Raw genomic sequence first — 23,497 nt, 5'->3', positions numbered from 1 at the left:
AGCCGGTTGCAGAGCGCATTAATTTTTTCTATGAGCGGGGATGGATGATTTTTTGCTTTTGGGTATAATTCGAGTCAGCGCCCTGATAGTTCAATGGACAGAACAAGGCACTCCTAAGGCTTAGATGTAGGTTCGATTCCTACTCAGGGCATGGTTGTTGAAATATATCTTCCTTTTCAAGGAGAAAACCATGAACAATAAGAATACCGGTCTCATCGCAACCATCGCTTCGGTGGTTCTGTGCGGCTGCCCCGGGCTTTTCATGTGCTTTTTCGGAGCGGTCTCCACATTTGCCAGTTTCGTGCCGGGAGCGGATATCAACGTGGGCGGCAGTACCGACCCTGCGGCCGCCACCGCGATGGGGATCGGTTCGATATGCGCTTCGATCATCTTGATCGCCATCCCGATCGCAGTGTGGTACTTTATGATGCGCAGGAAACCTGCTGAACCTTCAAGCAACGAACCGCTTCCCCCTGCTTCCTGATAAAACATTCTCCGGGCTCAACACCCGGAGATTTTATTTTTAATTGACCTTGATCCTGAGTTCCATCGGGCAGAAGCGCACCTTCCCGGCGTTGATGCGCCATCTGGTGTAGTACTCCCCCGGTGAGGCCGGCGCCTGCATATCCACTTCGAGTTGGACGGTCGAGCCGGGCTGAACCGTCGCCGGAAAGTCGTAAATGGATTGCAGATGGAGTTTGTCCCCATCCACGTATTGATAGTCCAGATTGTTCGCGTCCCATGTGACCTTGCCTATGTTCGCGATCAGCCATTTGCCGAAGAATCTGGAGGATGCGGCCACCAATTCCTGCGGCTCGAACGAAAGCACCTGGCATTCGAAATCGAGGTTGGAACTTCCGAGCGGAATTTGTGTGGGAGGGATGAAAAGAGTGGGGACCAGAAATAAAAAGGTCGGTGTCGATGTCGGGGTATCCGTCGGCGTCATGGTGGGCAGTGGTGTGGCCGTAGCGGTGGGAGGCGCATTAAGCGCGGTTTGGGTGGCGGCAACCCCGGCCGTTTGGGCGATGGCTGTCAGGGGAGCGTTTGCATCGAAAGTGGGCAAAGGGTCAGGTCCCAGCGTGGGCAGGCAGGCGAGTGTGATCACTGCCGCGATCAATATCAATGAGATTCGGTGACTTTGCCGCATGGTCTTCCGGAAATTACAAACGCGTTTGCCTGTTATTGGGGCGGGTTCGTCGAAAGGTAGGATTCCTTGCCATCGTTCCTTCGAATCGCAACCCATTGCCCGTTGAACTCCCCGCCGACGATCGGTCCCCAAGTGAGAGTGGCATCCTTGCGTCCATTCTGCACATCCACGGTCACTTTCGTGCCGCGCGGCAGCAGGGCGGATTTTTCCGCATTCGTGCTTGGGTTTTTATAGACTTGAGCGCCTTTCGGATCGATCACAAACCAGGTCGGGAGCGGTTTCGCATCCTCTGGTTTTCTCCCGTCGGTTGTGCCGCTTCCTGCCCCGCCCGAAGCGGATGCGCCGCTCGGCAGAGTCTCCGCTGTTGCATTGAAGTTCTCGCGAAGCCAATCGCGCGGGTTGACGAAATGATGCTTGGTCCCTTGCAGGTCCAGCCCTGGCCAATAGGTCGGCGATTTATCCAATTGTTCGGTGGTGGAAATGTCAAAGTGCAGGTGGTATGGGAAACGTCCGAATTGGTTTCCAACCTTGGCGATCGGGTCGCCCACCTTCACCGCCTGTCCCTTCGTAACGACGATATCTTCGACATGCCCGTACCGGCTGAAGAGCGGCTTTCCATTCACAGTGCCGTGGTTGATCACGACCAGGTTCCCCCAGGATGTTTTGGAAACCAAGTGGGCGAAACGGACGACCCCGTCTCCGATGGAATAAATCTGCGCGAGGCGGTCCTTATCGCCGGGCAGGTTCAAATCTGCACCGGTGTGAAAGGCAAAATTACCGGGTCCCAATTGATATTTGGGCGGATTATTCCCCGTCCAGGCGTTGGCGTCAAGCCAGGAGCCGGGCCAAATATTGATGGGCATTTTATTCCGTTCATCTTCGGTACCAACAGGAGATCGAAAAGCCATGAGGTTGCTCCTTTGTCGATGGTTCGGGATGGGTAAGATTCCATCGATTATAACGATAAAAGAATCAGTAATTTACCAGACCTCTTGCATAAGTGCTCCCGCCGCAGTCCCCGGCGGCGGGGACGCCGCCTTGAGCAAGATAAAATTGTGACTTTTGCAGGAAGTCTACTTTACCATGATCGTCACACTGGCGTAACAGATGGGACCGTCCACCTTCCAGGACATGTACTTGAGTCCGCTATTAGCCGGCGCTTTGCCCGTCAGAACGATCTTGTATTGATCGCCCGGGTTCATTGGGACCGGGATTTCTACGCGTGAGGGACCTGTCAGATTCACACCCCCGGCAAATTTAACATCGACACCCGCGTTCCATCGCGCTGTGCCGGTGTTAACCACGATCCACCTGATCTCGAAACTGTCCCCGGGGTTCACTTCCAGTCCGCTCTTGGGGCTGAGCGTACTGATGTAACAGGAGTATGGGGGTTGTGTCCTGGCAGGGGCAGGCGTGTCGGATGGGAATATCAGCGGGGGAAACGGCGTATCGGTATCGATAATCAATGGTTCGAGCGTATCGGTTGCGGCGGGAGTATCGGTAGCGACGGGCGTCGGCGAAGCGATGGGCGCCAGAGCCGTGAGCGTGTTTGAAACGTTCCGCGCCACCTGCTCGTTGACCTGCATGGTCAGGGCAATTGCCGTTTGGACGCGCGATTCGAATTCCGCCTCGTTCTGCCCAGGAAGGCAGGCCGTGATCAGAAATACAAACACCGCACCGATGATCAAATTTTTGCGCATGATATTCTCCTTTGTGCAGACCTGACAGGTATTGGAAACACTTCGACTGGCTCAGTGCATCGCCTGTCAGGTCCTATATCTTAATCCGATTCGCCGGAGCCGATGCCCAGCGGCTTCCACTTGTTTTCGTCCTTCAAGCGGTGCTGGATGCCGTCGCGGTTATGAAGTTCGTCGAAGCCTTCGGGCTTGATGAACATCTCCTCGCCGTCGAGCAGGCCTGTCAGTCCGGTTTGACCCGGTTCGGGTCGTTTGAGTCCCTTATACTGCGCCGCATCCGAGGGGAGGTAATCGGTCGGTTCCTCGTAGGTGGTGATGTAGCCTTCGTAGTTCCGCAAAAGAATCTTGTGATCGGACATGCTCAGCAGATAGTTCGGCATGAGCGGAATCTTGCCGCCGCCGCCGGGCGCATCCACGATGAACTGCGGCACTGCGTACCCGGAGGTATGTCCGCGCAAGCCTTCCATGATCTCGATGCCCTTTGCCACCGGCGTGCGGAAATGACCCGCGCCTTCGACCAGGTCGCATTGATATAAATAGTACGGGCGCACACGGATGCGCACAAGGTCATGCACCAATTGACGCTGGATGTGGACGTTGTCGTTGATGCCGGCTAGTAGAACGGCCTGGTTGCCCAGCGGGATTCCCGCGCGGGTGAGGCGGTCGCAGGCTTCGGCAAGTTCCTTCGTGATCTCGTTCGAGTGATTGACGTGAATGTTCAGCCACAACGGATGATATTTTGCGAGCACGTCGCACAGTTCCTGCGTGACGCGCATCGGCATAAAGACGGGTACGCGCGAGCCGATGCGGATGATCTCGATGTGGGGAATATCGCGCAGACGCGAAAGCAATTCTTCGAGAATCTTGGGCGCAAGCACGAGCGGGTCGCCGCCGGAAAGCAGCACGTCGCGCACCTGCGGCGTGCGCTTGAGATATTCGATCTGCATTTCGAACTCTTCGCGCTTGAATGTCTGACCGGGGTCGCCCACGATGCGCGAACGCGTGCAATAACGGCAGTACGAGGCGCATTGGGTCGTCACCAGCATCAACACCCGGTCCGGGTAACGATGCACCAGCCCCGGCACGGGAGAGTGCCGGTCTTCTGCCAGGGAATCCTCCATCATGGCGGTGAAGGACTGCATCTCCTCGGCGCGCGGGATGATCTGTTTGCGGGTCGGGTCGTTCGGGTCGTCCGGGTCGATCAGGGAAATAAAGTAGGGCGTCACATCCACGCGGAAGATGCCCTGGGTTTGAAGCGCTTTACGTTCGCTTTCAGTGAGCGGAATGACCTTTTCGATCTCTTCCGCGGTGTTAAGCCGGTTGGATAGCTGCCAGCGCCAATCGTTCCATTTTTCGTCGGGAACATCGGCGTAAATCTTTGCGCGTTTGGATACAAACTCGGTTTTCATGGTTCCTCCAGTGAACTGTAAATGGTGGGGTCAATAAGAAAAGATTGCCGCTCCCCTTGGAGGGTCATGGTCGGGAAGGTAAAAGCCTGCGATACCCGTTCCGGGCACTTTCTTCGTCATGAGTTCATTTTACGGGCAAACGAAAAGCGGGTCAATGACCCTTTAAATAATAAGCCGGATTATCCCGCATGGAACCGGCGAGATCCCGCCGGTGTATAAATGACAAAGGACCATCTCTCCGGAGAGGCGCGCTTGGATGAAATTACCTTAATCCGTCAAGCCGTAAACGGCGACGCGGCATCCTGGGAACCGCTGATGCTTTCGCACCAGCAGGCGGTCTTCCGGTTTGCCTATCTGCTCCTGGGCGATCCCGACGAAGCGGAAGACATCGCCCAGGAAACCTTTTTGCGCGCCTGGAATCATCTCAACCGGTTCGATTCATCGCGCCCGCTCCGTCCCTGGCTCTTGAGCATCGCCTCGAACCTTGCGAGCAACAGGCGTCGTTCCGCGGGCAGGTATCTCGCTGCGCTCACGCGCGCCTTCCGAGACGAACCCGGCGAAGCGGAGGTCGAAGAAAGAAGCGCGGAACGCATCGAATCCGACTCGCTCTGGCAGGCTGTGAAAAATCTCGATTCCGCCGACCAGCAGATCATCTATTTGCGCTATTTCCTTGAACTTCCCGTCGAAGAGACGGCGCAGGTTTTGAGTGTGGCGGAGGGTACGGTCAAATCGCGCCTGAGCCGCGCGCTCGAAAAACTTCGCAAGGTCATCCAGCAGGACTTTCCCCTTCTCGTCGAAGGACGCAACGCATGAACGAATTTGAGAATCGTCTGATCGATATTGCAAAAGGGATGGACTATCCGCCCACGCCCGACATTGCCGGATTCGTATCCGCGCGCCTGCGCCCTGATAAATCACCGCGCCTCATGTCCAGGAAATTGGCTTGGTCGCTGACCATCCTGTTAATTCTACTCTCCAGCCTTTTGCTCATCCCGCCCGCCCGCGCCGCCATTATCGAGTTCATTCAAATCGGCATTGTTCGCATCTTCCCACAGCCCATCATACCGACCGCAGAATTTCCACGCACAACCGTCCCTGAAATTAAAACGCCCGCAACCGCCGCGCCAGAATCTGCCCTGCCGTTCCTCGATACCATCGCAGGCGAGACCAACCTTGCGGATGCCCGGCAGATCGCGGACTATCCCATTCTCCTTCCCGCCTATCCCTCCGGTATTGGCGAACCCGATTTCGTTTATGTTCAAGACGCCGCGGGGACCATGACCATCCTCATATGGATGGATTCGCAGGATCGAGTCTGGTTGAGTTTACACCTCATCCCGGCGGGAAGCTGGGCAATTCACAAATTCGAGCCAGCGGTAATCGAAGAAACCGGTGTGAACGGGAATCGCGCCTTCTGGGCGGAGGGTCCTTATCCACTGCGTCTGATCGATGGAGACTTGCAGGTCACACGCCTGATAACCGGCAGGGTTTTGATTTGGGAAGAGAGCGGCATCACGTATCGGCTCGAATCCGATCAACCGCTCGATGAAGCGATAAAGATCGCGGAGTCGCTGCGCTAATCGAAAGGACATAAACATGATTCGCCAAAAAAGACAAATTTCATTTGCCATACTGATGGCGATCCTCCTTCTGAGCGGATGCGCCTCGAAAGACGATTGCCCCGTCACCGAACCTGCGTGGGCATTATCTCCTGAAGACAGCGCAATTTTGAACCCGCCAGCTTACGAATATTTCTTTATCAACGAAGACCAGTCGATCTGGGCGTCTGCATGGTGGGTTGAGCCGGATATTGATTATCGGTTGATTCTCGAGGAAGGCATCAAAGTGGGCTGGTTTCGCCCTGAAGGCGCGGAGTTGGTCATCACAGGCAGAAGATTGGATGCGGACGCGCCACCGCTCGAGTCTCACGTGCCTTGTTGTTATCCAACCCGGTTCCAGGCAACCGGCTTATATTTTCCCGCGGAAGGATGCTGGGAAGTGAATGCAAAAGCGGCGGATAAAGAACTCACCTTCGTGGTCTGGCTCGAGCCGTCGAAATAAACGGGAACCATTCATCTCCGGGCGGTGTATTTTCAAAAACCATTTGGAGGTTGACATGTTTACCCGTAGTCGTCTTTTCATTGGGATGGCGCTGTTGCTGTCCTTTATCATCGTTCCCGCAGTCTTTGCAGGCGGATGGGCGGTTGTTGTAGTGGATGATCTGCCGGTCACTGCCAAAGCGGGGGAAACGCTGACGATCGGATTCACCGTTCTGCAACATGGAAGAACGCCTGCATCCGGCTTGACTCCCACCATCACATTTACGCTGCCAAAGGAGGAACAATTCACTGTTAATGCCGAAGGAACCGACAAAGCGGGGCACTACTCCGCAATAGTGACATTTCCGAGGGAAGGCGAATGGAACTGGTCCATCGATGCATATACCTTTCCCCAGGCGATGCCGGTGATCTCAGTCGCTGCCCCGGTGGCGGCTGTTCAACCTGTGGACGCGAAAGCCATTCCCAGTCCGATCCTTTTACGTGTTGCCGCCTTAGCCATTGGACTTGTCGGCTTGATCCTCCTGTTTCGAACGAAAAGTCGAATCGCGATGGCTTTCACAACAGTCTGCCTGGTGGTTGGAGTCGCCACCTTCATACCAGGAGTCGCTGTCCCCAAGGCTGAGGCGCAGAATGATTTTCCCGTCAAAGCCGCAGATGAATCATCCATCTCACAAGTGGAGTTGGGTCGGCGGTTATTCATCGCCAAGGGCTGCATTACCTGCCATACGAACAGCAAAGCCGCAGCGTCCGGCTATGTGACCATCGATATGGGCGCGCCGGACCTGACGGAATTTTCCGCCAGTCCCGAAGTTTTGCGATTGAGGTTGAAAGACCCATCCTCGGTCAAGTCGGATACGGAAATGCCGAATTTGGATTTATCCGAAGCGGAGATCGAGGCATTGATCGCATTCATCAACTCGAAATAAGATAACTTTGCCGCGCACGATTGCGGACAGCCAATCGCTGTCCGCTTTTTTCTTAAAACGGTACAATCGTGATGAGGAGATAATCATGGCAGAGGAAGGCAATCACGGCTACTGGGGCGACTTGCACCGCCCGGATATGACACCCGAACAGGCGGATTTTTCTGTGATCGGAATCCCATTTGACGGCCTTGCCAGCGCGAGGAAGGGAGCGGCTCTCGCCCCCGAACGCCTGAGATACTGGTCCAGGCATGTGACTCCCTTTAGCGAAGACCGCACCCGTTTGAAGGATATGACCGTCTGCGATCTGGGCGATATTCGAATCACAAACCCTGAAACAGATTTTGTGACCGTGCGCCAGCGCGTGGCTTCCCTTCCAAACATGCCGATCCTGATCGGCGGCGATCATTCGGTGACCATTCCCGTTTTGCAGGGACAGCGCGAACGATATAAAGATCTGCGCCTCGGCGTGCTATGGGTGGATGCGCACCCGGACCTGTGCGATTTCTTCGACGGCTCGCGTATCTCTCACGCCAACACCATGCGCCGCGCGCTGGAGTTCGGCATCGAGCCGCACGATGTTTGCATGGTGGGACTCCGCTCGTGGGAAGATCAGGAGATCGATCTGATCGAAAACAGTGGCATTCACGTTTACACCGCCGCCGACATTGCCGAACGCGGTATGAGAAAGGTGGCAGACAGCGTCTACAACATACTCAACGACTGCGACGCTGTCCACATCTCGCTCGATATCGATTGTCTCGATCCATCCGCCGCGCCGGGGACGGGTATTCCCGAATTCGGTGGTTTGACCTCACGGGACGTGCTGACTCTCATCAAATCCACCCAGGATTTGTCCCTGGTCGGTCTCGATGTGGTTGAGATCGCCCCGCCGCTCGACCCGTCCGAGTCGACGGTCTTCGCCGGCTTGAAGATCATCATGGAATATATTGCGGTTATCGCAAGGAAAAAGCAGAAAAATGGCTGAAACTCAAATTCATATCGATAAACTCGAAGTCACCCACAATCCGGAAGAAAACCGGTTTGAAATTCAACTCGAGGACCTGCTTGCAAAGCTCGATTATATGGAGGATAAGGACTCCATCATGATGATGCATGTCGGCGTGCCGGTCGAATTCCGTGGACATGGCATCGCCGGGGTTATCACCCGCACGGCGCTCGAATACGCAAAGTCCAAATCTCTGCGCGTGATTCCCATGTGTTCGTATGTCAGGGCGTATATCAAACGGAATCCCCAATACGCCGAGCTGACGAAGATTCGCAATGGCTGATTCGTAAGGTTTGAAAACAAAGACGCTCCGGAATTCTCCGGAGCGTCTTGATTCTATCCTTTCGCTTCGCCGCTTTCTCCGCCCCCGCCTCCTCCGCTTTTGGATGGAGAGACGAGTTTCTTCAACAAGTCATACCAGAAGGAAGACCCTTGCGAGACGGCCGCCATCGTCAAGCCCAGCCCCGCCAACTTCATTAAAACAAACTTGACCCAGTCCATCGCGTCGGCAGGCTTTTCCGGGCGCTCGTTTAAAAACCATCCGATATTGATCACTTTCAATTCGCCCAGGTCTGTGAACAGTTTTTCGATATCCTGTTTTTCCTGCTCCTGCTGAACGGCTTCCTCGGCTTTGGCCACCACCAGAGCGCGAAGCCCGGCGTTCTCCCACAAAGCCTGCGCCATTTGGATGCTATCCGTTCCGAGCAGGAGGGTCAGTAAGATGGAGAGCATGATGACAAAACTGCGGGCGTTCGAACGGAATGTGGCGGCGGCCTGGTCCATCAAACCGGTGAAATAAGCGGTGGTCCGCTTGCGCAAGTCCTCGACTTTGGTCACACCCTGGCTGACCCATTTCAACATCGCTTGTTTCCCCTCCGACTCGGGGAAGGCATTGATGAGCATCTTGAGTTCATCCAATTCGAATTCCTTTGAGACGGTCAGACCCATAAAATCAAAATACGACTCGACCAGCGTGGCGGCGGGAACTTTTTCGAGTTTCTTCGGCTCGGTCGCCGAGGTGAGGAAGCTGTACCAGTTCTTGTATCGAATTGGACGCAAAGACTGCAATTGCGGCAGTTTCACGAAATCACCCACGTTCTTGTCGCCGACGATCTTGATCAGATGCTTTTCCAGCGACTTCCCGCGGGTTTCGAGGGCTTCGTTGATCCATTGCGTGAAAAGCGAAACGATAGAGCCCAGGACGTAATAGATGAAGATCAACCCGATGACTACTTCAAGAGCTTGTGAAAATGACATGTTGTTCTCCTTTGGTATGCGTTAATGTGCGTTCTTTTCCAGGGTTGCAAGCCAATCCAGCGGCTTTTCCCAACGAACTCGTCTGCTCACTCTTCCTTTTTTACCTTTGGGTTTGTCCCATTTGGGTCCGGGCGGACCCGACTCTTCACCCAACATGCTTTTTACGCCCCACAATCCCTTATATTGTACCCATCCCGGCTCGGAATTCAAGAGCATACACTTCCATTCCTTCACCGTCGGTAGCGATACCTTTCTATCAGACATGACCCGCCTCAAGTAACTCGCGGATTTCAATAACGGCTCTTTGGAACTCTTTCCCTGGAACCCGATTCGCAGGCCGTCGCCCGTCGCGATCTCCATCGGCAGGCGGACGACATAGTGATCCGTTTCGTCGCGCAGTTCGTCGAAGACATGCTCCTCGAACAACTGGCCATATTTTGCGCGTATCTCCTCCAGGGCGATGTGGCGCGCCTTCTGGCTCGGGTTGAATAAAAGGAACAGGTAGTGGATCAGACCGTCGAACCAGAAAAGGAAGCGTTGGAGGCGCCCCGGGTTGTACATCGCGGGCGAACGGATCACATCCGGTTTGCTGTAATTGGCGTGCGAACCAAGCGCCGCATAAATGACCGGATGCGTTGTCTCGTTCCCGTCCTTATCCCTCGCCTTGATCATGTCCTCCCACTTTTCGAGATCCCCCGCGCCGTGCTGTGAAAGCAGGACGGCATGCGGCGAGTCGTTTTTGAGATAGACGGCCGCCATCTCCCAATCGCCTTCATGATGGTTAAAACCGTTTGCCGCCAGCCGCCAGTCGTTGAAGGCGTAAAAGAAATGGTACTGCAGGACCGTCCAGCGGTTGCCCTCCTTGTCGGTTTCGTTCACAACCCTGCCGTAATAGACAGGCTGGGGATGTTTTTTTAGAATTTCGGCGTAAAGATCTCCCGCCTGTTTTGCGATGGTCTCGGTTGCCTGCGAAAGCATATCCATCACCAGGCCCGGTCCTTCCGGCAGGATTCTTTCAACGATGAATTTCAAGGTCCGCATCAGGAGATAGAACAACAGGAATATATAGATCGGCAGGAAGATGAAATATTCGACCGCGATGCTGATTCCGGGCATGGGCTTGAAGAACAGCGCCACCGGCGCGCTGCCAAGCGCGAGAAAGAATAAGACCGCCAACAAGCCGGGGATGATTCGCAACCGAATGGGCGATGCCAGCATGAAAAGAACCAGCGCGGCAGAAAGCGAAGCGCCGGCGATGATCTCGATCCCAATCCACCCGAGCGTGAACCAGCCTGTTACAAGGCCGAGCGCAGAACCCGCACCCCACCAGAGCCACGCATCGAAATCATTCAGGGGCTTGTTCACGAAGCGTAAAAAATATTCATGGCTTTTCAAGCCGCCGATCCTGCCGATCAACGGCTCGTTGAAATGACCGAATAATTCCGCCGCCCCGGCCGGTCCGCTTGGGAAGAGCATGCATTTTTCCAGGTACGGTTCCACCGCCATGGGAAAGAAGCGTTCGCTTTTTGCAAAGCGCAGAACAGGCTCGTACTTTTTTAACAGTTCAAGTTCGTCCATGAAGTCTCTGTGGTATAAAAGCAAATATGATCCCGGCGACTCTCGTTCGAAAATTCCAGTCTGATTTTAACGCCAAACCGGGTTTTATCGTCCGTGCGCCGGGGCGGGTGAATTTGATCGGCGAACATACCGATTACAACGAAGGCTTCGTCCTGCCGATGGCGATCGACCGCGGGGTGTGGATCGCGCTCAAACCCCGGCGGGATTCAACCGTCCGCATCGCCTCGCTCGAACTTGAAACTGAATCAGCCTTCGAGTTGACTTCTCTCACCCCAGGCAGCGGCTGGATCGAATATCCCAAAGGCATTGCCAATAAGTTGATGAATGCCGGTTATATCTTGAAAGGCTTCGACGCCGTCATGACCGGCGATGTGCCTCGCGGGGCCGGGCTTTCCTCCTCTGCGGCGGTGGAGTTGGCTGTCGCGCGCGCCTTCGCATGTTCCTCCGGCTTTGAATGGGATGCCGTGGCGATGGCGAAACTCGCGCAAAAAGCGGAGAATGAGTGGGTCGGCGTCAACAGCGGCATCATGGACCAAATGGCAAGCGCTGTTTGCAGGGAAGGTCATGCGCTCTTTTTGGATTGCCGTTCGCTGGAATTCCAGCACGCGCCCCTGCCAAGGGGGGGGTCCGTTGTCATTCTCGACACTTCCACGCGGCGCGGATTGGTGGGCTCTGCTTACAACGAAAGGCGCAGTCAATGCGAGGAGGCGGCGCGCTGGTTTGGTGTTAAGGCGTTGCGGGATGTGGGGATGAAGGAGCTTGGAAAGTGGGGAGTGGAAAGTGGATTAAGCGAGATTGCCTTCAGACGCGCAAGGCATATCGTGACTGAAAATGCCCGCGTACTGGAAGTGATTGAAGCGATGAAGAATGTAAATTTAAAGCGATTGGGCGAATTGTTCAACGCCAGCCACGTCAGCCTGCGCGACGATTTCGAAGTGACGAACGACGCCTTGAACATCATCGTTGCCTGCGCGCGGGAACAGGAGGGTTGTTACGGCGCAAGGATGACGGGCGCGGGATTCGGCGGGTGTGCCGTGGCACTCGTTGCAGAAGAAAAAGCCGAGGCTTTTACCAAGACCCTTTCGGCGGCATACAGGCAAAGGTCCGGACTCGAAGCGGCGGTCTACGTCTGCAAGGCAAGCGAAGGGGCGGGAGTCGTCCAATTCGAAGAAGGCGGCAGATCGTAGGCAAGTTGTTTCGCGCCGGTCAACCAAAATGTTTCATCATCGATGAACGGCTGCAGGATGGTCTCGAGCGCGCGGTCCAACATGCGGCGATAACGCGGAAGGTTCACGCGGCGCAGGTCGAAATCCCCCGGCGCATCCCAGGCATGGGCGCGCGGCATTCCCAACGTATGGATCAGTCGAATCGTCTGCCCGGGTCGAAGCGTTTTACCCGCGCTTTCCAATTGTTGTAACGCGCTGAACGCAGGCACGGGCGCGCGATATTCGTTCAAGGTCCGGCTCACGGTTTGATGCACCACCAGTTTTTCAGGCGGGACTCTCCCGCAGCGAAGTTCATTCTGTTTTGCGCGGATCAACGTGCGGATCTCCGGCAAATATTTTTTCGCATCTTCTTCATCACAAGCCTTCGCGAGGATCTCCAACACCTGCATTTGCGTTTCGCGGATGAAGGCGGGGGTATCATGTCGGCGCGTTTCGATTCCGCGCGTTTTTATTTCGCCATCCTGAAAGACTCCAAAATATCGGTTTGGCACGGCGATGCGTTTACTGCGGCGCGACGGTAAAAACGCGACCCATTTATAAACTCCGTCCAATGCGATCGGCAGCCCCGTGCGCCTCTGGACCTCCTCGATCAGGGGCGCAAAATCTTTGGGCTTTTTACTCCCCGGTTTTTTTACCCACATCCCATCCACGTATAGATGCAAGACTCGAAAGCCCAGGTCTTCCGCGGCCTCCTTGGCGCGCAAAAGGACCTCACGCCCATAGGCAGTGACGGCTTCATGCGCCTCGATCCTCCCGAAGCGGGCGTTCTTGTATCCGAGATAGCCAAAGCAGGTGACCAGCAGCCATTTATGCGCGGCGGCGTTCGCCTTGTACGTTTTGTACCTGCAATCCATGCGCGAAAGCGCGGTCAATTGCTGTTTAAGTTTATAACGCTTTTCAAGCAGGGGCGCGAGCGTCTGAGGGATCAAGCCCGATTCTTTTTCTTGTGTCATGTTTTCCAGATCGGCGACCAGGTTTGAAGTGGGGCTTCTTGTATTCACGGTTTCAGGCGAGATGTTGAACTTCACCATGATGCTCGGGTACATCGAAAAGAAATCCACTTCTGCCACGTCTTCATGCAGGCCGATGATGGGGTCGTATACCGTCCCGCCCATATCTTCGCGGAATAATTGTGAAGCGGTCTTGGGGCGTTCGATCTGTTCCTTTCGCAACGGTACAAGGATCTCATTTTCCAATGCTTTGACGATCTGCATGGCTGAGACTCCCGTGCCCGGCGAGACTCGCGCCGCGGTTTGAATCGGAAGCGACGTAACACGCGCCATTTCGAATACTCCATCCACGCCGTAATCGTGATACATGACCGTATTGTTGATATCGAGATGCAGTCTGCCTGCAAGATGAAATTGCTGCCCGCGATAGATGATCTGGTTATATGCAAAATAACTTCGCTCCTTCTTGTAATGAATCTGCGCAGCAGGATCGCGATTGAAGGATAGCGATCGATGCTGTTCCTCTGCAAGACTCAAAAGCAAAGGCAGAAGCCATGTATCTCCGCATGAAGTGATGATGAGATCGGGATCATCTTGCTTCAAAAGATAATCGATCAACCCAAGATTCGATTTTGCCTTCGCCAGATCCAGCGTGATGCAATTCCGTTTGCTTCGAAAATGGATCCGTCCCGGCTTGTCGTGCATCGGGTCCACATCGGTTTCCATCGTAAGGATGTTCAACGGCGGGGCTTCATGATCGAACTCCCATTTCGAGCTCAATACATCGAAGTCACGAATAAGACCCTGTTCGTCCACGGCGACATGGCAGCGCGCCAGCGGGAACGTCCCGTGTCTTGCGGCGTGACGAAGCGCCACGTGCAGGTCGGCATCGTAAAAGGTCAGGTCCGGAAAACGATTTGTCAATTTCAGAAAGAGTTCCGGCAGAAGCGCGGGCGCATCGAGCGAAGCGGACAGGACGACAACCGAACCAAAAAACAGATCCTTGCGCTCCTCACGCGCCAGGTCGATTCGCATCGGCTGGCAGGCAAGGAATTTCCACAAATCCCGCAGGCGGTGCGGCTTCCCGGCGGCGTAGAACGTAACGGGGAATTCCTGCTGCAGGCAGCGTCGTTTGCCGTCGTCACACAACAGCCACAATGCAACACCGCGCCCGGGATGTGGGTACATATCCAAAAGCCAGCCGGTGTATTCATTCATCTTTCTTTGCATGGAAGGCTTCCAGCAGTCTTCTCAGGTTCCGAATCTCTTCGCGCAGATGCATCACTTCCTTGTGATCTTCGATCTGCATGGCAAGCAGAAAGGTCTCGAAGGGCAATAGATGTCCTGCATACGCGGCCGCAGCGCGATGTTTGTATGCGGCGGCAAACAGGTCATCGAACACGAGCTGGTCTTCGCGGCGCAGCGCCCTGCGGAACTTTGCCAGGTTGGCTTCCTCGGCGTGTAAAAGATCGGTGATGGTGGGGGTTACATTTCCCATTATAAGAATCTCAATTGTCCTGGCGGCTGCGGGTTCGATTCATAACTCGACACATTCGGTGCGGCGGCTCGCAGCCGCTCGAAGAGATGGATCGAATCAGGGGATGGGGACGGCGAATCCACACTGACAGCCAGCCCTGCTCCGCGGCTCAAGCGTTGAAAATGGCGGATCGAAACCTCCAGAAGGTAGCGTCGACTCTGCGTCTTCACGTTCTCGTCCTGAAAGGTCGAAAGGAAATCGAGAACGATGACCGGCGCATTTGTGCCCGGCAGTCTTTCGATCAGCTTTACGGCTTCATAGCAAGTGAAAGCCCGCTGGACCTTGATACGATCGATCACGTCGTGCCGTCCCCTTGCGGCGCGCGCCACAACTGACGAGTCGAATTGCCTGCCGCAATCCAATATCGTCAACTCCGCGTGATATGCGATATGGGCAATGGCGATCAACATCCGTGTGTGAGGCGGGGAGATGATCAGGTTCCATTCTTTGGGGCGCAGAACGGGCAGGGTATTCACTTCCCAACATTAGCTCATGAATAAAAACGAAAAAACCCCTGTTCGGGGGAATGTATTCAGGGGAAGGTGTTGGGGGGTGGCAGATGTGGGGGAGGCGAAACGGGAAATGCCTAGCGCTGGGACTTCCTGCGCTCCCATGCGCTGAAATCCCAACCGGCAAAAACCACCCTTAAATCCGCTTTGCTTTGCAGTCCGAGTTTATTCAGTACTTTTTGCAGGTAGGTCTTGACCGTTTCCTTCGACAACCCCAGGCGCGCGGCGATCTGCGGGTTGGTGAATCGCAGGCAGGTCAATGCGGTTACATCCTGTTCCCTTGGGGAAAGCAGGAGCCAGCGTTGTTGAAGATCGTCTTGTTGTGGGAGATACGGTGAACTTACAGCCGGAAAATCGTGCTCGATTTTTTTTCGTTTTTCTTGGGCGGCTGAATTCTCTTGTTCGGCGGGAAAAAGGTTACCCAAAACATAATGATAGGTTCTGTTCTTTTGCTGCAAGCCCGTCCGCCAATTTTTGATAAATTGCCAGATGGACATATGCAGGACTATAACAGAACAAATGTTCTTGGTCAAGGGGAATGTAAAAACGCTCCTGCAATGGAGCGTTTTATTTTACGAAACGAAATTATCCGGTTATGTGTACGCCATCTGCTCGACCGGCACACGTTTGCGCTGCTGGCGTTTGATGATGCGTTCGGCTGCGACGCGCGTCTGGCGGTACTGCGCATTGCGGATGATCAGCTTCATGAACTTGGTGTGATTGGTGGTCGGATCATTCAGCAGCGAGAAATCGGCGGAACCGGGCTCGGTCGGCGGATAGAAGATGCCGCAGTTGGGGTTGATCTCAAGCATGTGGATCGCGCCGTCTGCATCCATTCGATAGTCACAGCGGGCATACCCATTACCGCCGAGTTCCTTGAAGACGCGCACGGTCTGTTCGCGCAGGGTCTTTTCGATGCGCGAATTCTTCACCACGGCAACGGACATCTTCGCATAATCCACCCACTTCATGTCATAGTGCTTGAAGGATTCACCTTCAGGGAAGATGAATTCGACCGGCGTGAACGTATATGGTTTGTTCGGGTTGGTTGGATTCTCCGCCACGAGACAGGTAAACTCGCGACCTTCGACGAATTCTTCGACCAATGCGCGCCCGAATTCGGCGACGGCGAGTTTCAATTGTTCGCGCAATTCCTCGACATTAACGACGCGCGAGTTGCGGCGGATGCCGACACTGGCATATCCGTGCGGCGGTTTGATCAGCATGGGGAATTTCAGTTTCTTTGCGATCTTTTCGGCATCTTCAGCGCGGTTGGCAAAAGCCCAACTCGGCGTTGGAACGGAGACGCGTCTGGCGGCATTCTTCATTTCGTCGCGCGTGGGGTCGAAAAATTTCGAATCGGCGCCGGTGAATGCTGCGTTGAGTTTTTCAAGGGTCTTGACCAGGGCGATCCCCGAGACCGCATCGTCCGGCGTGCCGTCGCATAGATTGACGAATACATCCACCCCCTCGCTCATCAACTGCTTGATCTGTTTTTCAAGTTGTGCTGGCGCCACGAGATGCTGCTTCCAACGATATCCGTTCATATAATGCGACGGATCGTAGGGGATATCGTCCGCATCCGGCGTGCTTGTCAATACGCAGATATACATGTTTTTTCCTTTGTTATATCTCTCTTTGTTTTCATTCCTGTTCTACTGGCGTAGCATTGGATTGATTTGACGTTTCATCATCACGGCATTCAACATATAACGATGTAAACAACATATAAAACATAATTTATCGTAGTTTACATTATTATTTTATACGACAATTCGTTTATGTAAAGGTTTTTGAACACGTTTTTATCTTAAAATATTTGAAAGTCTTGCATGAGATATTGCTTAGAAAACGCGTTGTAAAGCCATTAAGGTCTTTAAGGACTTTAACGTCTTTAAGAAATGAAGTGATTCTGTACAGGCAACAAGATTGTTGTCTGGTGTGATTGAACTTGAAAAGATGCATTGACATGCAGGATCATGCATTGCATCTTCGCGGCCGTGTTATTACTTGTAACTTGTTTTTATATTGGATCCCGTTATGGTGCTGATTCTTCAATCCCCCGCTTCAAATTTCATGATTCGATCGAGGCGAAAGGTGCGCTCGGCTTCGCGTGTATGGCAGTATGCTTGCAGGTAGAGGTAGTCGGACAACCCGATGACCTCTTTCGGTGTGACCCAGCGTTCGGATATTTCGCCTTCCTTGTCGATGTATTGAATGAAGAGGTTTTTATTGCTGTAAATGGCTTCACTCAACTCGGTGGGGAGGTAAATGCCCTCCGCTGGCCAGGCGGGCGAGTTGTATATTCCGATCAAGTCGTCCAGGGACCTGTCGACGGTTTTGAGCGAATCCGCCATGGCGAAGAAAAGATTCTTCATGGTAACGGCATCGGCAAAGGCGCGCGAGCCCTGAATATAAGTGGTGAGTTGAAAATCCCGCGCGAGATGACCCAGGCTATAAGACGGCAAATCAAAATACTCGCGCGCCAGCAGGAGCGTGTCGATCAGGTTGGGGAGTTCAATGACGCGGCCCAGTTTCCGATACTCGTTGTCGAGGAATTGGATATCGAACCTGGCGTTATGGCAGACGACGACCCCTTCGCTCAATGCCATGCCGATCTCGTCAGCGACGTTTTCAAAACGGGGCCTGCCTTTCAATGATTCGCCATCCAGCCCATTGACGTGAACCGCAGACGGCGAAAGTTCCCGCTCGGGGTCGATGAGCAGGTCGAGGGTCCGTTTGATGCGTTTCCCTTCGGTGACGATCACAGCCACCTGGCAGATGCGATCTCCGAACCAGGGGGAAAGCCCGGTGGTTTCGATATCCAAAAATGCGAATCGCGTGTTGGAAAGTTCAAGCATGCGGTTTTCGACGTCAGCCGCAAGTATAACAAGAAGGCCTCAGATAATTATCTGAAGCCTTCCTGGATGAAGCATTTTTGTTTATATAAAAAATCCCACTCCCATTGCGCGCGGACCGGCATGAACGACGATGGCGGGCGGCAATTCATAGATGGGAATGTGCGGGACATTGACCTTCGATTTCAATTCCTCGACGAGAGCCTCCGCTTCTTTCTCCGCCTCGACCTGTAACACACACAAGTGAGCCGACTCCCCGCCGGGACATTGTTCGGTCACCACCTCCACGAGCCGGGCAAGGGCGCGTTTCTTTGTCCTTTGCTGCTCGAACGCCTCCACCTGTCCATCCTTCACCTGCAATATCGGCTTGACCTCCAACAACTCAGCCACAAGCCGCTTTGCCCCGCCGATGCGCCCGCCTTTTGCGAGATATTCAAGCGTATCGACCAGAAAATAGATTCGTCCGCGTGGAATCATCTCATTGAGCTTTGCCACGATCTCATCGGCAGATTTCCCAGCCTTTGCCATGTCGTCTGCCAACAGCACGAGCGAACCGAGGTTGCATGAGATGGTCAGTGAGTCCACGACGCGAATATCCACACCCGGATATTCCTGCGCCGCCGTCTGCGCCGAACGCACCGTCCCGCTGGCTTTTCCCGTCGGGGCTACTACAACGACGCTTTCTCCCTTCTCTTTCGCTTTTTCGAAGATGGGAAAATACAAAGGCGGCTCGGGCGCGGCGGTTTTCGGAAGCGTTTTCGAGGCTTTGAGTTTTTGAAGAAATGCCGCGGTGTCGAGGTCCTTGTCGTCATGGAAGGACTCTTCCCCAAAGATCACAACCTGCGGGACGGTCGGAATCCCTCGTTTGACGAGCAGGTCGCGCGGCAAGCCGCAGGTGGTATCGGCGACGATGATTGTCATGTCAGCCTCCTGGCTTTATTGTATTCGCATTCGGGAGGCAAAAGAACTGTAGAAAGAAACGATTTTTTTGTTACAGACCTCGCCCTTGGGGGCGGCTCAATCCATCCCCATGCTTTTCTTCCCTTTTTTCAAAACCTCGTCATAGAGAGTTTCAAGTTCCTTGTTCGATCCGCGCACCCCTTTAATGACTTTTTCCGTCCAAAGCAGGTATTCCTGCCTGCGCTTCAACGGCCAATCGGCGGGCGGCGAGTTGACGATGTCTTTCACATTGCAGATCTTATCTGCCAATTTCAGGAGTTTTGCCCGCGGCGATTTGTGCGCCGCCGTCTCGATCTGCAATTGTTTGCGGACCTCTTTTGGCAGGCTTTTATCGTCGGTCACTTCGAGCACCAGGTTCAGCACCTCCCCGCCAAATTCCCGTCCGAGCTCTTCCGGTGTGGCATCGGTGTCTTCGATGGTGTCGTGCAGGATGGCGGCGGCGATCAATGCCTCATCTCGCACACCGCCCACCGTCCACAACGTCTCGGCCACCTCGATGGGATGGTTGATATACGGCGAGGATTTCGAATCCTTCCTGCGCTGGTCGTTGTGTTTCTCCGCTGAAAAACGCATCGCCTTCAAGATCATTCCGATTGTATTGTCCATTCATTGTCCTTGTTGTGAAAGCCGCCGATCGTGCGCAAACAGTATTCGGACATTACACCTGCCCCGGCGGAGGGTGCCAGGGGAGGACGTCTGCTGCGCTTCTAAACCTTGCCGTCATCACCGGGCAGACAGCGTGATCCATGATCTCCGCCGTGACGTTCGCCGAATACATCTGCCGCAGGGAATGCACGCTGTAAGACGACCCCATGCACAACAGATCATGATTGCCGTTTCGCATTTCGGCAAGGATCTCCTCGATCACATTTCCATGCCGGACTTTGACCGAAGCCGCCAACCCTGCGCCGCGGGCATTCTCCAGCGATTTCCGTAAACTCCGCCCGACAGGCGTATCGGTCTCGGTCAGGTTCTGCCAGTTCCGGCTCATCGCCTTCGCGGTCGGATAATCCAGATCGATGGGCGGCACGATATGCAGAAACGCAACCTCTGCGCCGCACTTCGCCGCCACCTGCATGGCGAGATGTTCCGCGGTCACGTCGTAACCCAGCCCGCCCACACTGATCAGAATCTTTTTTACGGGCAGTTTCGTCTCCGGCACGTAAAGAAGCGGCTGCTCGATATCTTCGATGAACGTGCGGATCGAACGTCCCGTCATCCAGCGCTGAAGTTGCGGACGTCCCAACGGTCCCAACACCACAATGGAATCATTCTTCTTTGCTTCCATTGCGACGATCTTCTCCGCGCTTCCATTGCGGACCTCGAGCTGGTATTTCAATCCCTGAGCCTCAAACACGCCGACGGCTTTTTCGAAAACGTTCTCCAAAGGGTGGATCGAATCAATCGCGGCCGGATCCTGCCTCTCGGTCACGCCCAGAAGCGTGATGGGCGAGTCGAGAGTCGCCGCAAGCCACGCCCCCTGCTCGATGGCGGGATAACTTTCCTTCGTTCCATTGGTGACGATCAAAATATCATCAGTTGGCATATAAAGTCCGATCAACGGAAAAGGATCACGCCGAAAACTCCTGCGCCCAATAAAACCAGCGGCGAAGGGACATTCAGCCAGAGGGCGATCGCGCTCAGGGCGGCGATGAGAAGCGTGCGCTTGCCGATGCTTTTGGTCTGCCCCACGCGGAACAACTCCCAGGCCACCAGCACGATCAATGCCGCCACGGCGGGACTCATCCCTTTCACAAAACCTTCCAGCCAGCCCTCGTGTTGAACCTGTTGAAGGATGAGAGCCACCACGAACATCATCACGGTTGGAGGCAATACCGCGCCAAGCAGGGCGACGAACACGCCCGGCACGCCGCCTGCGGCATAACCGACGAACATCGCCAGTTTCAATGCTTCGCTCCCCGGCAGGAAGTTCGAGAAGCCCACCGCCTCTACGAATCTTTCTTCGGTCATGATCCTCCCGACCGCTTCCTTGTACAACAATCCCACCGAGGCGGGACCCGAAGGCGAAAGCAGGTTCACCTTCAGGAACATCCAGAATAATTGAGTCCACTTGTTCATGATGCCGATAGAAAGATCACGCCGATGATTCCGGCAATGATGATCACGAATCGCTCGGGGACCTTGAACCACATGGCGGTGAAACTTCCCAGGGCAAGCCCCCATCCCATCCAGGTCAACCCGCCGCCTTTATCGAAGATTTTCCAGGCAGTGAAGACCATTAACACGGCAATGGCGGGGGTTAATCCTTCGACGAAACTATTTACCCATGCTTCGCGGCGAAGGCGATGCAGTACCATCGTCACGCCGAGGATGATGAGGGTCGGCGGCAGGATCGAAGCAGTAAGAGCCACCAACCCGCCCGCCACTCCGCCCGCCGCGTAGCCGATGTACATTGCCAGTTGGAGCGCGTCGCTCCCCGGCAGGACGGATGAAAACCCCACCGCCTGCACGAACTGCGCTTCCGTGACGAACCGCCCAACGGCTTCGTGATACAACAATCCCACCGAGGCGGGACCGGAGGTGCTGAGTAAGTTGACCTTTAGAAATGTCCAAAAAAGATGAAGGAGAATTTCCATCCTTCGAGTTTATCACGCGATAACCGCCCCTTCCAATTTCAACAACCATTCCTTTGTCGGGAGTCCATCCCCGCCGCCGTAGCCGTGGAGTTTGCCATCCACGCCGAGGACGCGGTGACAGGGAACGATGATGGGCATTGGATTCATGGCGTTGGCGGCGCCAACGGCACGATAAGCATGCGGACGGTCGATCTCGCGCGCAATGTCAATGTAAGTGCGGGTTTCGCCGTATGGTATGCGGAAGACAGCTTGTAGAGCTTCTCGCTGGAAAGGTGTGAAAAAAGTCCAATCGATGGGGATGGTGAAGGCGGTGCGCCTGCCGTTCAGATATTCTTTCAATTCCTTCGCGTACGGAGTGATTTTCCTCTGGTTCGGCTCTACAGGGCGCTTCAATTTCGCTAGGTAGGCATCAAACTCGAGCTGGGAATCTGCCCACTCGACGGCGACCAGGCCCAGGTCCGAGGCGGCGAGGCGGAAATCTCCGAGAGGGGTGTCATTCAATTCGCCCAGGTAGATTTTGGGAGGGGAGGATGTCATCGGGAATCCTTTGTCAACAAAAATACTCGAAAACCGCTTACAGAACGGTTAGTTGTTCGACAAACGTAGGGCAATCGTAGGGTTTGCGTCAAGTAGGTTTCGGATAACCATGATAAAAATACGCTCGTAAGGTGATTTCTCTTCTCCTCCTTTCAAAGGGAACCGCGGTCGGCGTCCGCGGTTCTCGCATTTTAAGGGAGCGGCTGGCGTATAATTCGGTCATAATCCAAGTTTCGAGGTTGACATGCCTGTAAAAATCACCATCATCGGTTTGGGTCAGATCGGCGCTTCGATGGGGTTGGCGCTCGCGGCGCACAAGGACAAGGTGGTCACGACCGGCCACGACAAGGAATACAGTGTGGAAGGGCGGGCGAAGAAACTCGGCGCGGTGGATCAGACCAGCCACAACCTGCCCAATGCGGTGGAGAACGCCGACCTGGTCGTACTCGCCCTGCCCCTGACAGAGATACGTGACACATTCCATTATATAGCGCAAGACCTCAGGAAGGATGCTGTTGTGGTGGATACTTCCCCGGTCAAGGCGCAGGTTGCGAAGTGGGCGCAGGAACTTTTGCCCGAGTCGGCTCATTACGTGGGAATCGTCCCCGCGATCGGGGCGAAATACCTGGCCATGACGGAAACGGGTCTGGACTCAGCCCGGGCGGATCTGTTTTCAAAAGGCATTTTCCTCCTCTCAGCCCCTCCCGGCACTCCCGGCGAGGCGGTGAAACTCGTCTCTGATTTTGTCGAGTTGCTCGGCTCCACAGCGATCCTGACGGATTTCGTCGAGTCAGACGGCTTGATGGCTTCGACCCATCTTTTGCCGCAGCTGCTCTCTGCAGCTTTGCTCAACGCCACCATTGGCCAGCCCGGTTGGAACGACCTGCGCAAAACGGCGGGCCGAAATTACTTTACCGCCACATCCACATTGACGGATTCAGACGGCGCGGAGGCGCTGGGCATGGCCTCCGTGCATGACCGTGAGAATGTGGTGCGCGCGTTGAACGCGGTGATCACATCGCTTATTGATCTGCGCGACGATCTCGAAGGGAACGAGGACGCCTTCCGCAAACGTCTCGATTCTGCACGCAACGGACGGGTAAACTGGATTCTCGAACGCGGCAAAGCCGATTGGACGAAAATGCCCGACGATAATTTCGAAAAACCGTCCCTGATGGAAACCCTGCTCGGTTCGAAACTTGGGAAGATGGGCAGGGCGAAAGACAGGGGATAGTGAATTGTA

Annotated in this window: 27 protein-coding genes and 1 tRNA gene; 10 read left to right on the top strand and 18 right to left on the bottom strand. The window is 54.6% G+C overall.

What is annotated here, in order from left to right:
- The first annotated feature begins 79 nt into the window (after positions 1-79).
- Positions 80-151: transfer RNA gene (locus HS100_05645), tRNA-Arg, on the top strand.
- Between the two features lie 39 nt (positions 152-190).
- The gene (locus HS100_05640; GenBank protein ID MBE7433379.1) at positions 191-484 is read left to right on the top strand and encodes a hypothetical protein; all 294 of its coding nucleotides are present in this window, start codon (positions 191-193) and stop codon (positions 482-484) included.
- 39 nt (positions 485-523) lie between these two features.
- Here HS100_05640 and HS100_05635 read toward each other — a convergent pair whose 3' ends face one another.
- The 4 genes from HS100_05635 to ablA all read right to left on the bottom strand — a co-directional run bounded on the left by HS100_05635 (position 524) and on the right by ablA (position 4,253).
- Complete coding sequence (locus HS100_05635; protein MBE7433378.1) at positions 524-1,147, bottom strand: hypothetical protein; 624 nt, start codon at positions 1,145-1,147, stop codon at positions 524-526.
- A 32-nt stretch (positions 1,148-1,179) separates the two neighbouring features.
- On the bottom strand, positions 1,180-2,055 hold the full coding sequence (locus HS100_05630; protein MBE7433377.1) for a M23 family metallopeptidase: 876 nt from the start codon (positions 2,053-2,055) through the stop codon (positions 1,180-1,182).
- Positions 2,056-2,220: 165 nt separating this feature from the next.
- Complete coding sequence (locus HS100_05625) at positions 2,221-2,847, bottom strand: hypothetical protein (GenBank protein MBE7433376.1); 627 nt, start codon at positions 2,845-2,847, stop codon at positions 2,221-2,223.
- 80 nt (positions 2,848-2,927) lie between these two features.
- Complete coding sequence (gene ablA / locus HS100_05620) at positions 2,928-4,253, bottom strand: lysine 2,3-aminomutase (GenBank protein MBE7433375.1); 1,326 nt, start codon at positions 4,251-4,253, stop codon at positions 2,928-2,930.
- 219 nt (positions 4,254-4,472) lie between these two features.
- Between ablA and HS100_05615 the strand changes: the two genes are divergently transcribed.
- From HS100_05615 to HS100_05590, 6 genes are all read left to right on the top strand, one after another.
- On the top strand, positions 4,473-5,066 hold the full coding sequence (locus HS100_05615) for an RNA polymerase sigma factor (GenBank protein MBE7433374.1): 594 nt from the start codon (positions 4,473-4,475) through the stop codon (positions 5,064-5,066).
- Positions 5,063-5,833 (top strand): hypothetical protein, encoded by a 771-nt coding sequence (locus tag HS100_05610; GenBank protein ID MBE7433373.1) that lies wholly within the window; start codon positions 5,063-5,065, stop codon positions 5,831-5,833. The genes HS100_05615 and HS100_05610 overlap by 4 nt, the downstream gene beginning before the upstream one ends.
- A 16-nt stretch (positions 5,834-5,849) precedes the next feature.
- On the top strand, positions 5,850-6,314 hold the full coding sequence (locus HS100_05605) for a hypothetical protein (GenBank protein ID MBE7433372.1): 465 nt from the start codon (positions 5,850-5,852) through the stop codon (positions 6,312-6,314).
- A gap of 55 nt (positions 6,315-6,369) precedes the next feature.
- Positions 6,370-7,239 (top strand): c-type cytochrome, encoded by an 870-nt coding sequence (locus HS100_05600; GenBank protein ID MBE7433371.1) that lies wholly within the window; start codon positions 6,370-6,372, stop codon positions 7,237-7,239.
- Between the two features lie 85 nt (positions 7,240-7,324).
- Complete coding sequence (gene speB / locus HS100_05595) at positions 7,325-8,224, top strand: agmatinase (protein ID MBE7433370.1); 900 nt, start codon at positions 7,325-7,327, stop codon at positions 8,222-8,224.
- Positions 8,217-8,528, top strand: a complete 312-nt coding sequence (locus HS100_05590) for an N-acetyltransferase (GenBank protein MBE7433369.1) — start codon at positions 8,217-8,219, stop codon at positions 8,526-8,528. The genes speB and HS100_05590 overlap by 8 nt, the downstream gene beginning before the upstream one ends.
- 53 nt (positions 8,529-8,581) lie before the next feature.
- Here HS100_05590 and HS100_05585 read toward each other — a convergent pair whose 3' ends face one another.
- A complete protein-coding gene (locus HS100_05585; GenBank protein ID MBE7433368.1) occupies positions 8,582-9,502 on the bottom strand; it encodes a hypothetical protein in 921 nt (306 codons plus the stop codon).
- Between the two features lie 21 nt (positions 9,503-9,523).
- Positions 9,524-11,080, bottom strand: a complete 1,557-nt coding sequence (locus tag HS100_05580) for a hypothetical protein (GenBank protein ID MBE7433367.1) — start codon at positions 11,078-11,080, stop codon at positions 9,524-9,526.
- Between the two features lie 26 nt (positions 11,081-11,106).
- Between HS100_05580 and galK the strand changes: the two genes are divergently transcribed.
- Entirely contained in the window at positions 11,107-12,267 is a 1,161-nt protein-coding gene (gene galK, locus HS100_05575; GenBank protein MBE7433366.1) for a galactokinase, read from the top strand.
- On the opposite strand, the gene HS100_05570 is transcribed toward galK, so the two are convergent.
- The 12 genes from HS100_05570 to HS100_05515 all read right to left on the bottom strand — a co-directional run bounded on the left by HS100_05570 (position 12,204) and on the right by HS100_05515 (position 22,254).
- Complete coding sequence (locus tag HS100_05570; protein MBE7433365.1) at positions 12,204-14,486, bottom strand: hypothetical protein; 2,283 nt, start codon at positions 14,484-14,486, stop codon at positions 12,204-12,206. The two genes, galK and HS100_05570, sit on opposite strands and share 64 nt — an antisense overlap.
- Entirely contained in the window at positions 14,467-14,754 is a 288-nt protein-coding gene (locus tag HS100_05565; GenBank protein ID MBE7433364.1) for a hypothetical protein, read from the bottom strand. The genes HS100_05570 and HS100_05565 overlap by 20 nt, the downstream gene beginning before the upstream one ends.
- A complete protein-coding gene (locus HS100_05560) occupies positions 14,754-15,269 on the bottom strand; it encodes a hypothetical protein (protein MBE7433363.1) in 516 nt (171 codons plus the stop codon). Before HS100_05560 ends, HS100_05565 begins: the two co-directional genes overlap by 1 nt.
- 110 nt (positions 15,270-15,379) lie before the next feature.
- Positions 15,380-15,799: a response regulator transcription factor gene (locus HS100_05555; GenBank protein ID MBE7433362.1), complete on the bottom strand. Its 420-nt coding sequence runs from the start codon at positions 15,797-15,799 to the stop codon at positions 15,380-15,382.
- Between the two features lie 96 nt (positions 15,800-15,895).
- Positions 15,896-16,915, bottom strand: a complete 1,020-nt coding sequence (locus HS100_05550; GenBank protein MBE7433361.1) for an ATP-grasp domain-containing protein — start codon at positions 16,913-16,915, stop codon at positions 15,896-15,898.
- 441 nt (positions 16,916-17,356) lie between these two features.
- Entirely contained in the window at positions 17,357-18,163 is an 807-nt protein-coding gene (locus tag HS100_05545) for a WYL domain-containing protein (GenBank protein MBE7433360.1), read from the bottom strand.
- Positions 18,164-18,244: 81 nt separating this feature from the next.
- A complete protein-coding gene (locus tag HS100_05540; GenBank protein ID MBE7433359.1) occupies positions 18,245-19,081 on the bottom strand; it encodes a DegV family protein in 837 nt (278 codons plus the stop codon).
- Positions 19,082-19,177: 96 nt separating this feature from the next.
- A complete protein-coding gene (locus HS100_05535) occupies positions 19,178-19,714 on the bottom strand; it encodes an HD domain-containing protein (GenBank protein ID MBE7433358.1) in 537 nt (178 codons plus the stop codon).
- A 64-nt stretch (positions 19,715-19,778) separates the two neighbouring features.
- Positions 19,779-20,666 (bottom strand): universal stress protein, encoded by an 888-nt coding sequence (locus tag HS100_05530; protein MBE7433357.1) that lies wholly within the window; start codon positions 20,664-20,666, stop codon positions 19,779-19,781.
- Positions 20,667-20,677: 11 nt separating this feature from the next.
- The gene (locus HS100_05525; GenBank protein ID MBE7433356.1) at positions 20,678-21,199 is read right to left on the bottom strand and encodes a chromate transporter; all 522 of its coding nucleotides are present in this window, start codon (positions 21,197-21,199) and stop codon (positions 20,678-20,680) included.
- On the bottom strand, positions 21,196-21,717 hold the full coding sequence (locus tag HS100_05520; protein ID MBE7433355.1) for a chromate transporter: 522 nt from the start codon (positions 21,715-21,717) through the stop codon (positions 21,196-21,198). The genes HS100_05525 and HS100_05520 overlap by 4 nt, the downstream gene beginning before the upstream one ends.
- Positions 21,718-21,729: 12 nt before the next feature.
- The gene (locus HS100_05515; protein ID MBE7433354.1) at positions 21,730-22,254 is read right to left on the bottom strand and encodes a methylated-DNA--[protein]-cysteine S-methyltransferase; all 525 of its coding nucleotides are present in this window, start codon (positions 22,252-22,254) and stop codon (positions 21,730-21,732) included.
- A 244-nt stretch (positions 22,255-22,498) separates the two neighbouring features.
- On the opposite strand from HS100_05515, the gene HS100_05510 reads away from it, so the two are divergent.
- Positions 22,499-23,488, top strand: a complete 990-nt coding sequence (locus HS100_05510) for a prephenate dehydrogenase (GenBank protein ID MBE7433353.1) — start codon at positions 22,499-22,501, stop codon at positions 23,486-23,488.
- Positions 23,489-23,497 lie beyond the last annotated feature (9 nt).

The sequence above is a fragment of the Anaerolineales bacterium genome, from assembly GCA_015075725.1.
Taxonomy (GTDB): domain Bacteria; phylum Chloroflexota; class Anaerolineae; order Anaerolineales; family Villigracilaceae; genus Villigracilis.
Note: the sequence above shows the minus strand (reverse complement) of the source record. Positions and strands in the feature narration are given on the sequence as shown.

Excerpts from the sequence above, each read along its gene's own strand:
- galK (MBE7433366.1), top strand. The coding sequence starts at position 11,107 with ATGATCCCGGCGACTCTCGTTCGAAAATTCCAGTCTGATTTTAACGCC.
- HS100_05580 (MBE7433367.1), bottom strand. The coding sequence starts at position 11,080 with ATGGACGAACTTGAACTGTTAAAAAAGTACGAGCCTGTTCTGCGCTTT.
- ablA (MBE7433375.1), bottom strand. The coding sequence starts at position 4,253 with ATGAAAACCGAGTTTGTATCCAAACGCGCAAAGATTTACGCCGATGTT.
- HS100_05585 (MBE7433368.1), bottom strand. The coding sequence starts at position 9,502 with ATGTCATTTTCACAAGCTCTTGAAGTAGTCATCGGGTTGATCTTCATC.
- HS100_05640 (MBE7433379.1), top strand. The coding sequence starts at position 191 with ATGAACAATAAGAATACCGGTCTCATCGCAACCATCGCTTCGGTGGTT.
- HS100_05545 (MBE7433360.1), bottom strand. The coding sequence starts at position 18,163 with ATGCTTGAACTTTCCAACACGCGATTCGCATTTTTGGATATCGAAACC.
- speB (MBE7433370.1), top strand. The coding sequence starts at position 7,325 with ATGGCAGAGGAAGGCAATCACGGCTACTGGGGCGACTTGCACCGCCCG.
- HS100_05525 (MBE7433356.1), bottom strand. The coding sequence starts at position 21,199 with ATGAACAAGTGGACTCAATTATTCTGGATGTTCCTGAAGGTGAACCTG.
- HS100_05590 (MBE7433369.1), top strand. The coding sequence starts at position 8,217 with ATGGCTGAAACTCAAATTCATATCGATAAACTCGAAGTCACCCACAAT.
- HS100_05555 (MBE7433362.1), bottom strand. The coding sequence starts at position 15,799 with ATGTCCATCTGGCAATTTATCAAAAATTGGCGGACGGGCTTGCAGCAA.
- HS100_05635 (MBE7433378.1), bottom strand. The coding sequence starts at position 1,147 with ATGCGGCAAAGTCACCGAATCTCATTGATATTGATCGCGGCAGTGATC.
- HS100_05615 (MBE7433374.1), top strand. The coding sequence starts at position 4,473 with ATGACAAAGGACCATCTCTCCGGAGAGGCGCGCTTGGATGAAATTACC.
- HS100_05565 (MBE7433364.1), bottom strand. The coding sequence starts at position 14,754 with ATGGGAAATGTAACCCCCACCATCACCGATCTTTTACACGCCGAGGAA.
- HS100_05520 (MBE7433355.1), bottom strand. The coding sequence starts at position 21,717 with ATGGAAATTCTCCTTCATCTTTTTTGGACATTTCTAAAGGTCAACTTA.
- HS100_05630 (MBE7433377.1), bottom strand. The coding sequence starts at position 2,055 with ATGGCTTTTCGATCTCCTGTTGGTACCGAAGATGAACGGAATAAAATG.
- HS100_05600 (MBE7433371.1), top strand. The coding sequence starts at position 6,370 with ATGTTTACCCGTAGTCGTCTTTTCATTGGGATGGCGCTGTTGCTGTCC.
- HS100_05605 (MBE7433372.1), top strand. The coding sequence starts at position 5,850 with ATGATTCGCCAAAAAAGACAAATTTCATTTGCCATACTGATGGCGATC.
- HS100_05510 (MBE7433353.1), top strand. The coding sequence starts at position 22,499 with ATGCCTGTAAAAATCACCATCATCGGTTTGGGTCAGATCGGCGCTTCG.
- HS100_05515 (MBE7433354.1), bottom strand. The coding sequence starts at position 22,254 with ATGACATCCTCCCCTCCCAAAATCTACCTGGGCGAATTGAATGACACC.
- HS100_05570 (MBE7433365.1), bottom strand. The coding sequence starts at position 14,486 with ATGCAAAGAAAGATGAATGAATACACCGGCTGGCTTTTGGATATGTAC.
- HS100_05625 (MBE7433376.1), bottom strand. The coding sequence starts at position 2,847 with ATGCGCAAAAATTTGATCATCGGTGCGGTGTTTGTATTTCTGATCACG.
- HS100_05540 (MBE7433359.1), bottom strand. The coding sequence starts at position 19,081 with ATGACAATCATCGTCGCCGATACCACCTGCGGCTTGCCGCGCGACCTG.
- HS100_05530 (MBE7433357.1), bottom strand. The coding sequence starts at position 20,666 with ATGCCAACTGATGATATTTTGATCGTCACCAATGGAACGAAGGAAAGT.
- HS100_05610 (MBE7433373.1), top strand. The coding sequence starts at position 5,063 with ATGAACGAATTTGAGAATCGTCTGATCGATATTGCAAAAGGGATGGAC.
- HS100_05550 (MBE7433361.1), bottom strand. The coding sequence starts at position 16,915 with ATGTATATCTGCGTATTGACAAGCACGCCGGATGCGGACGATATCCCC.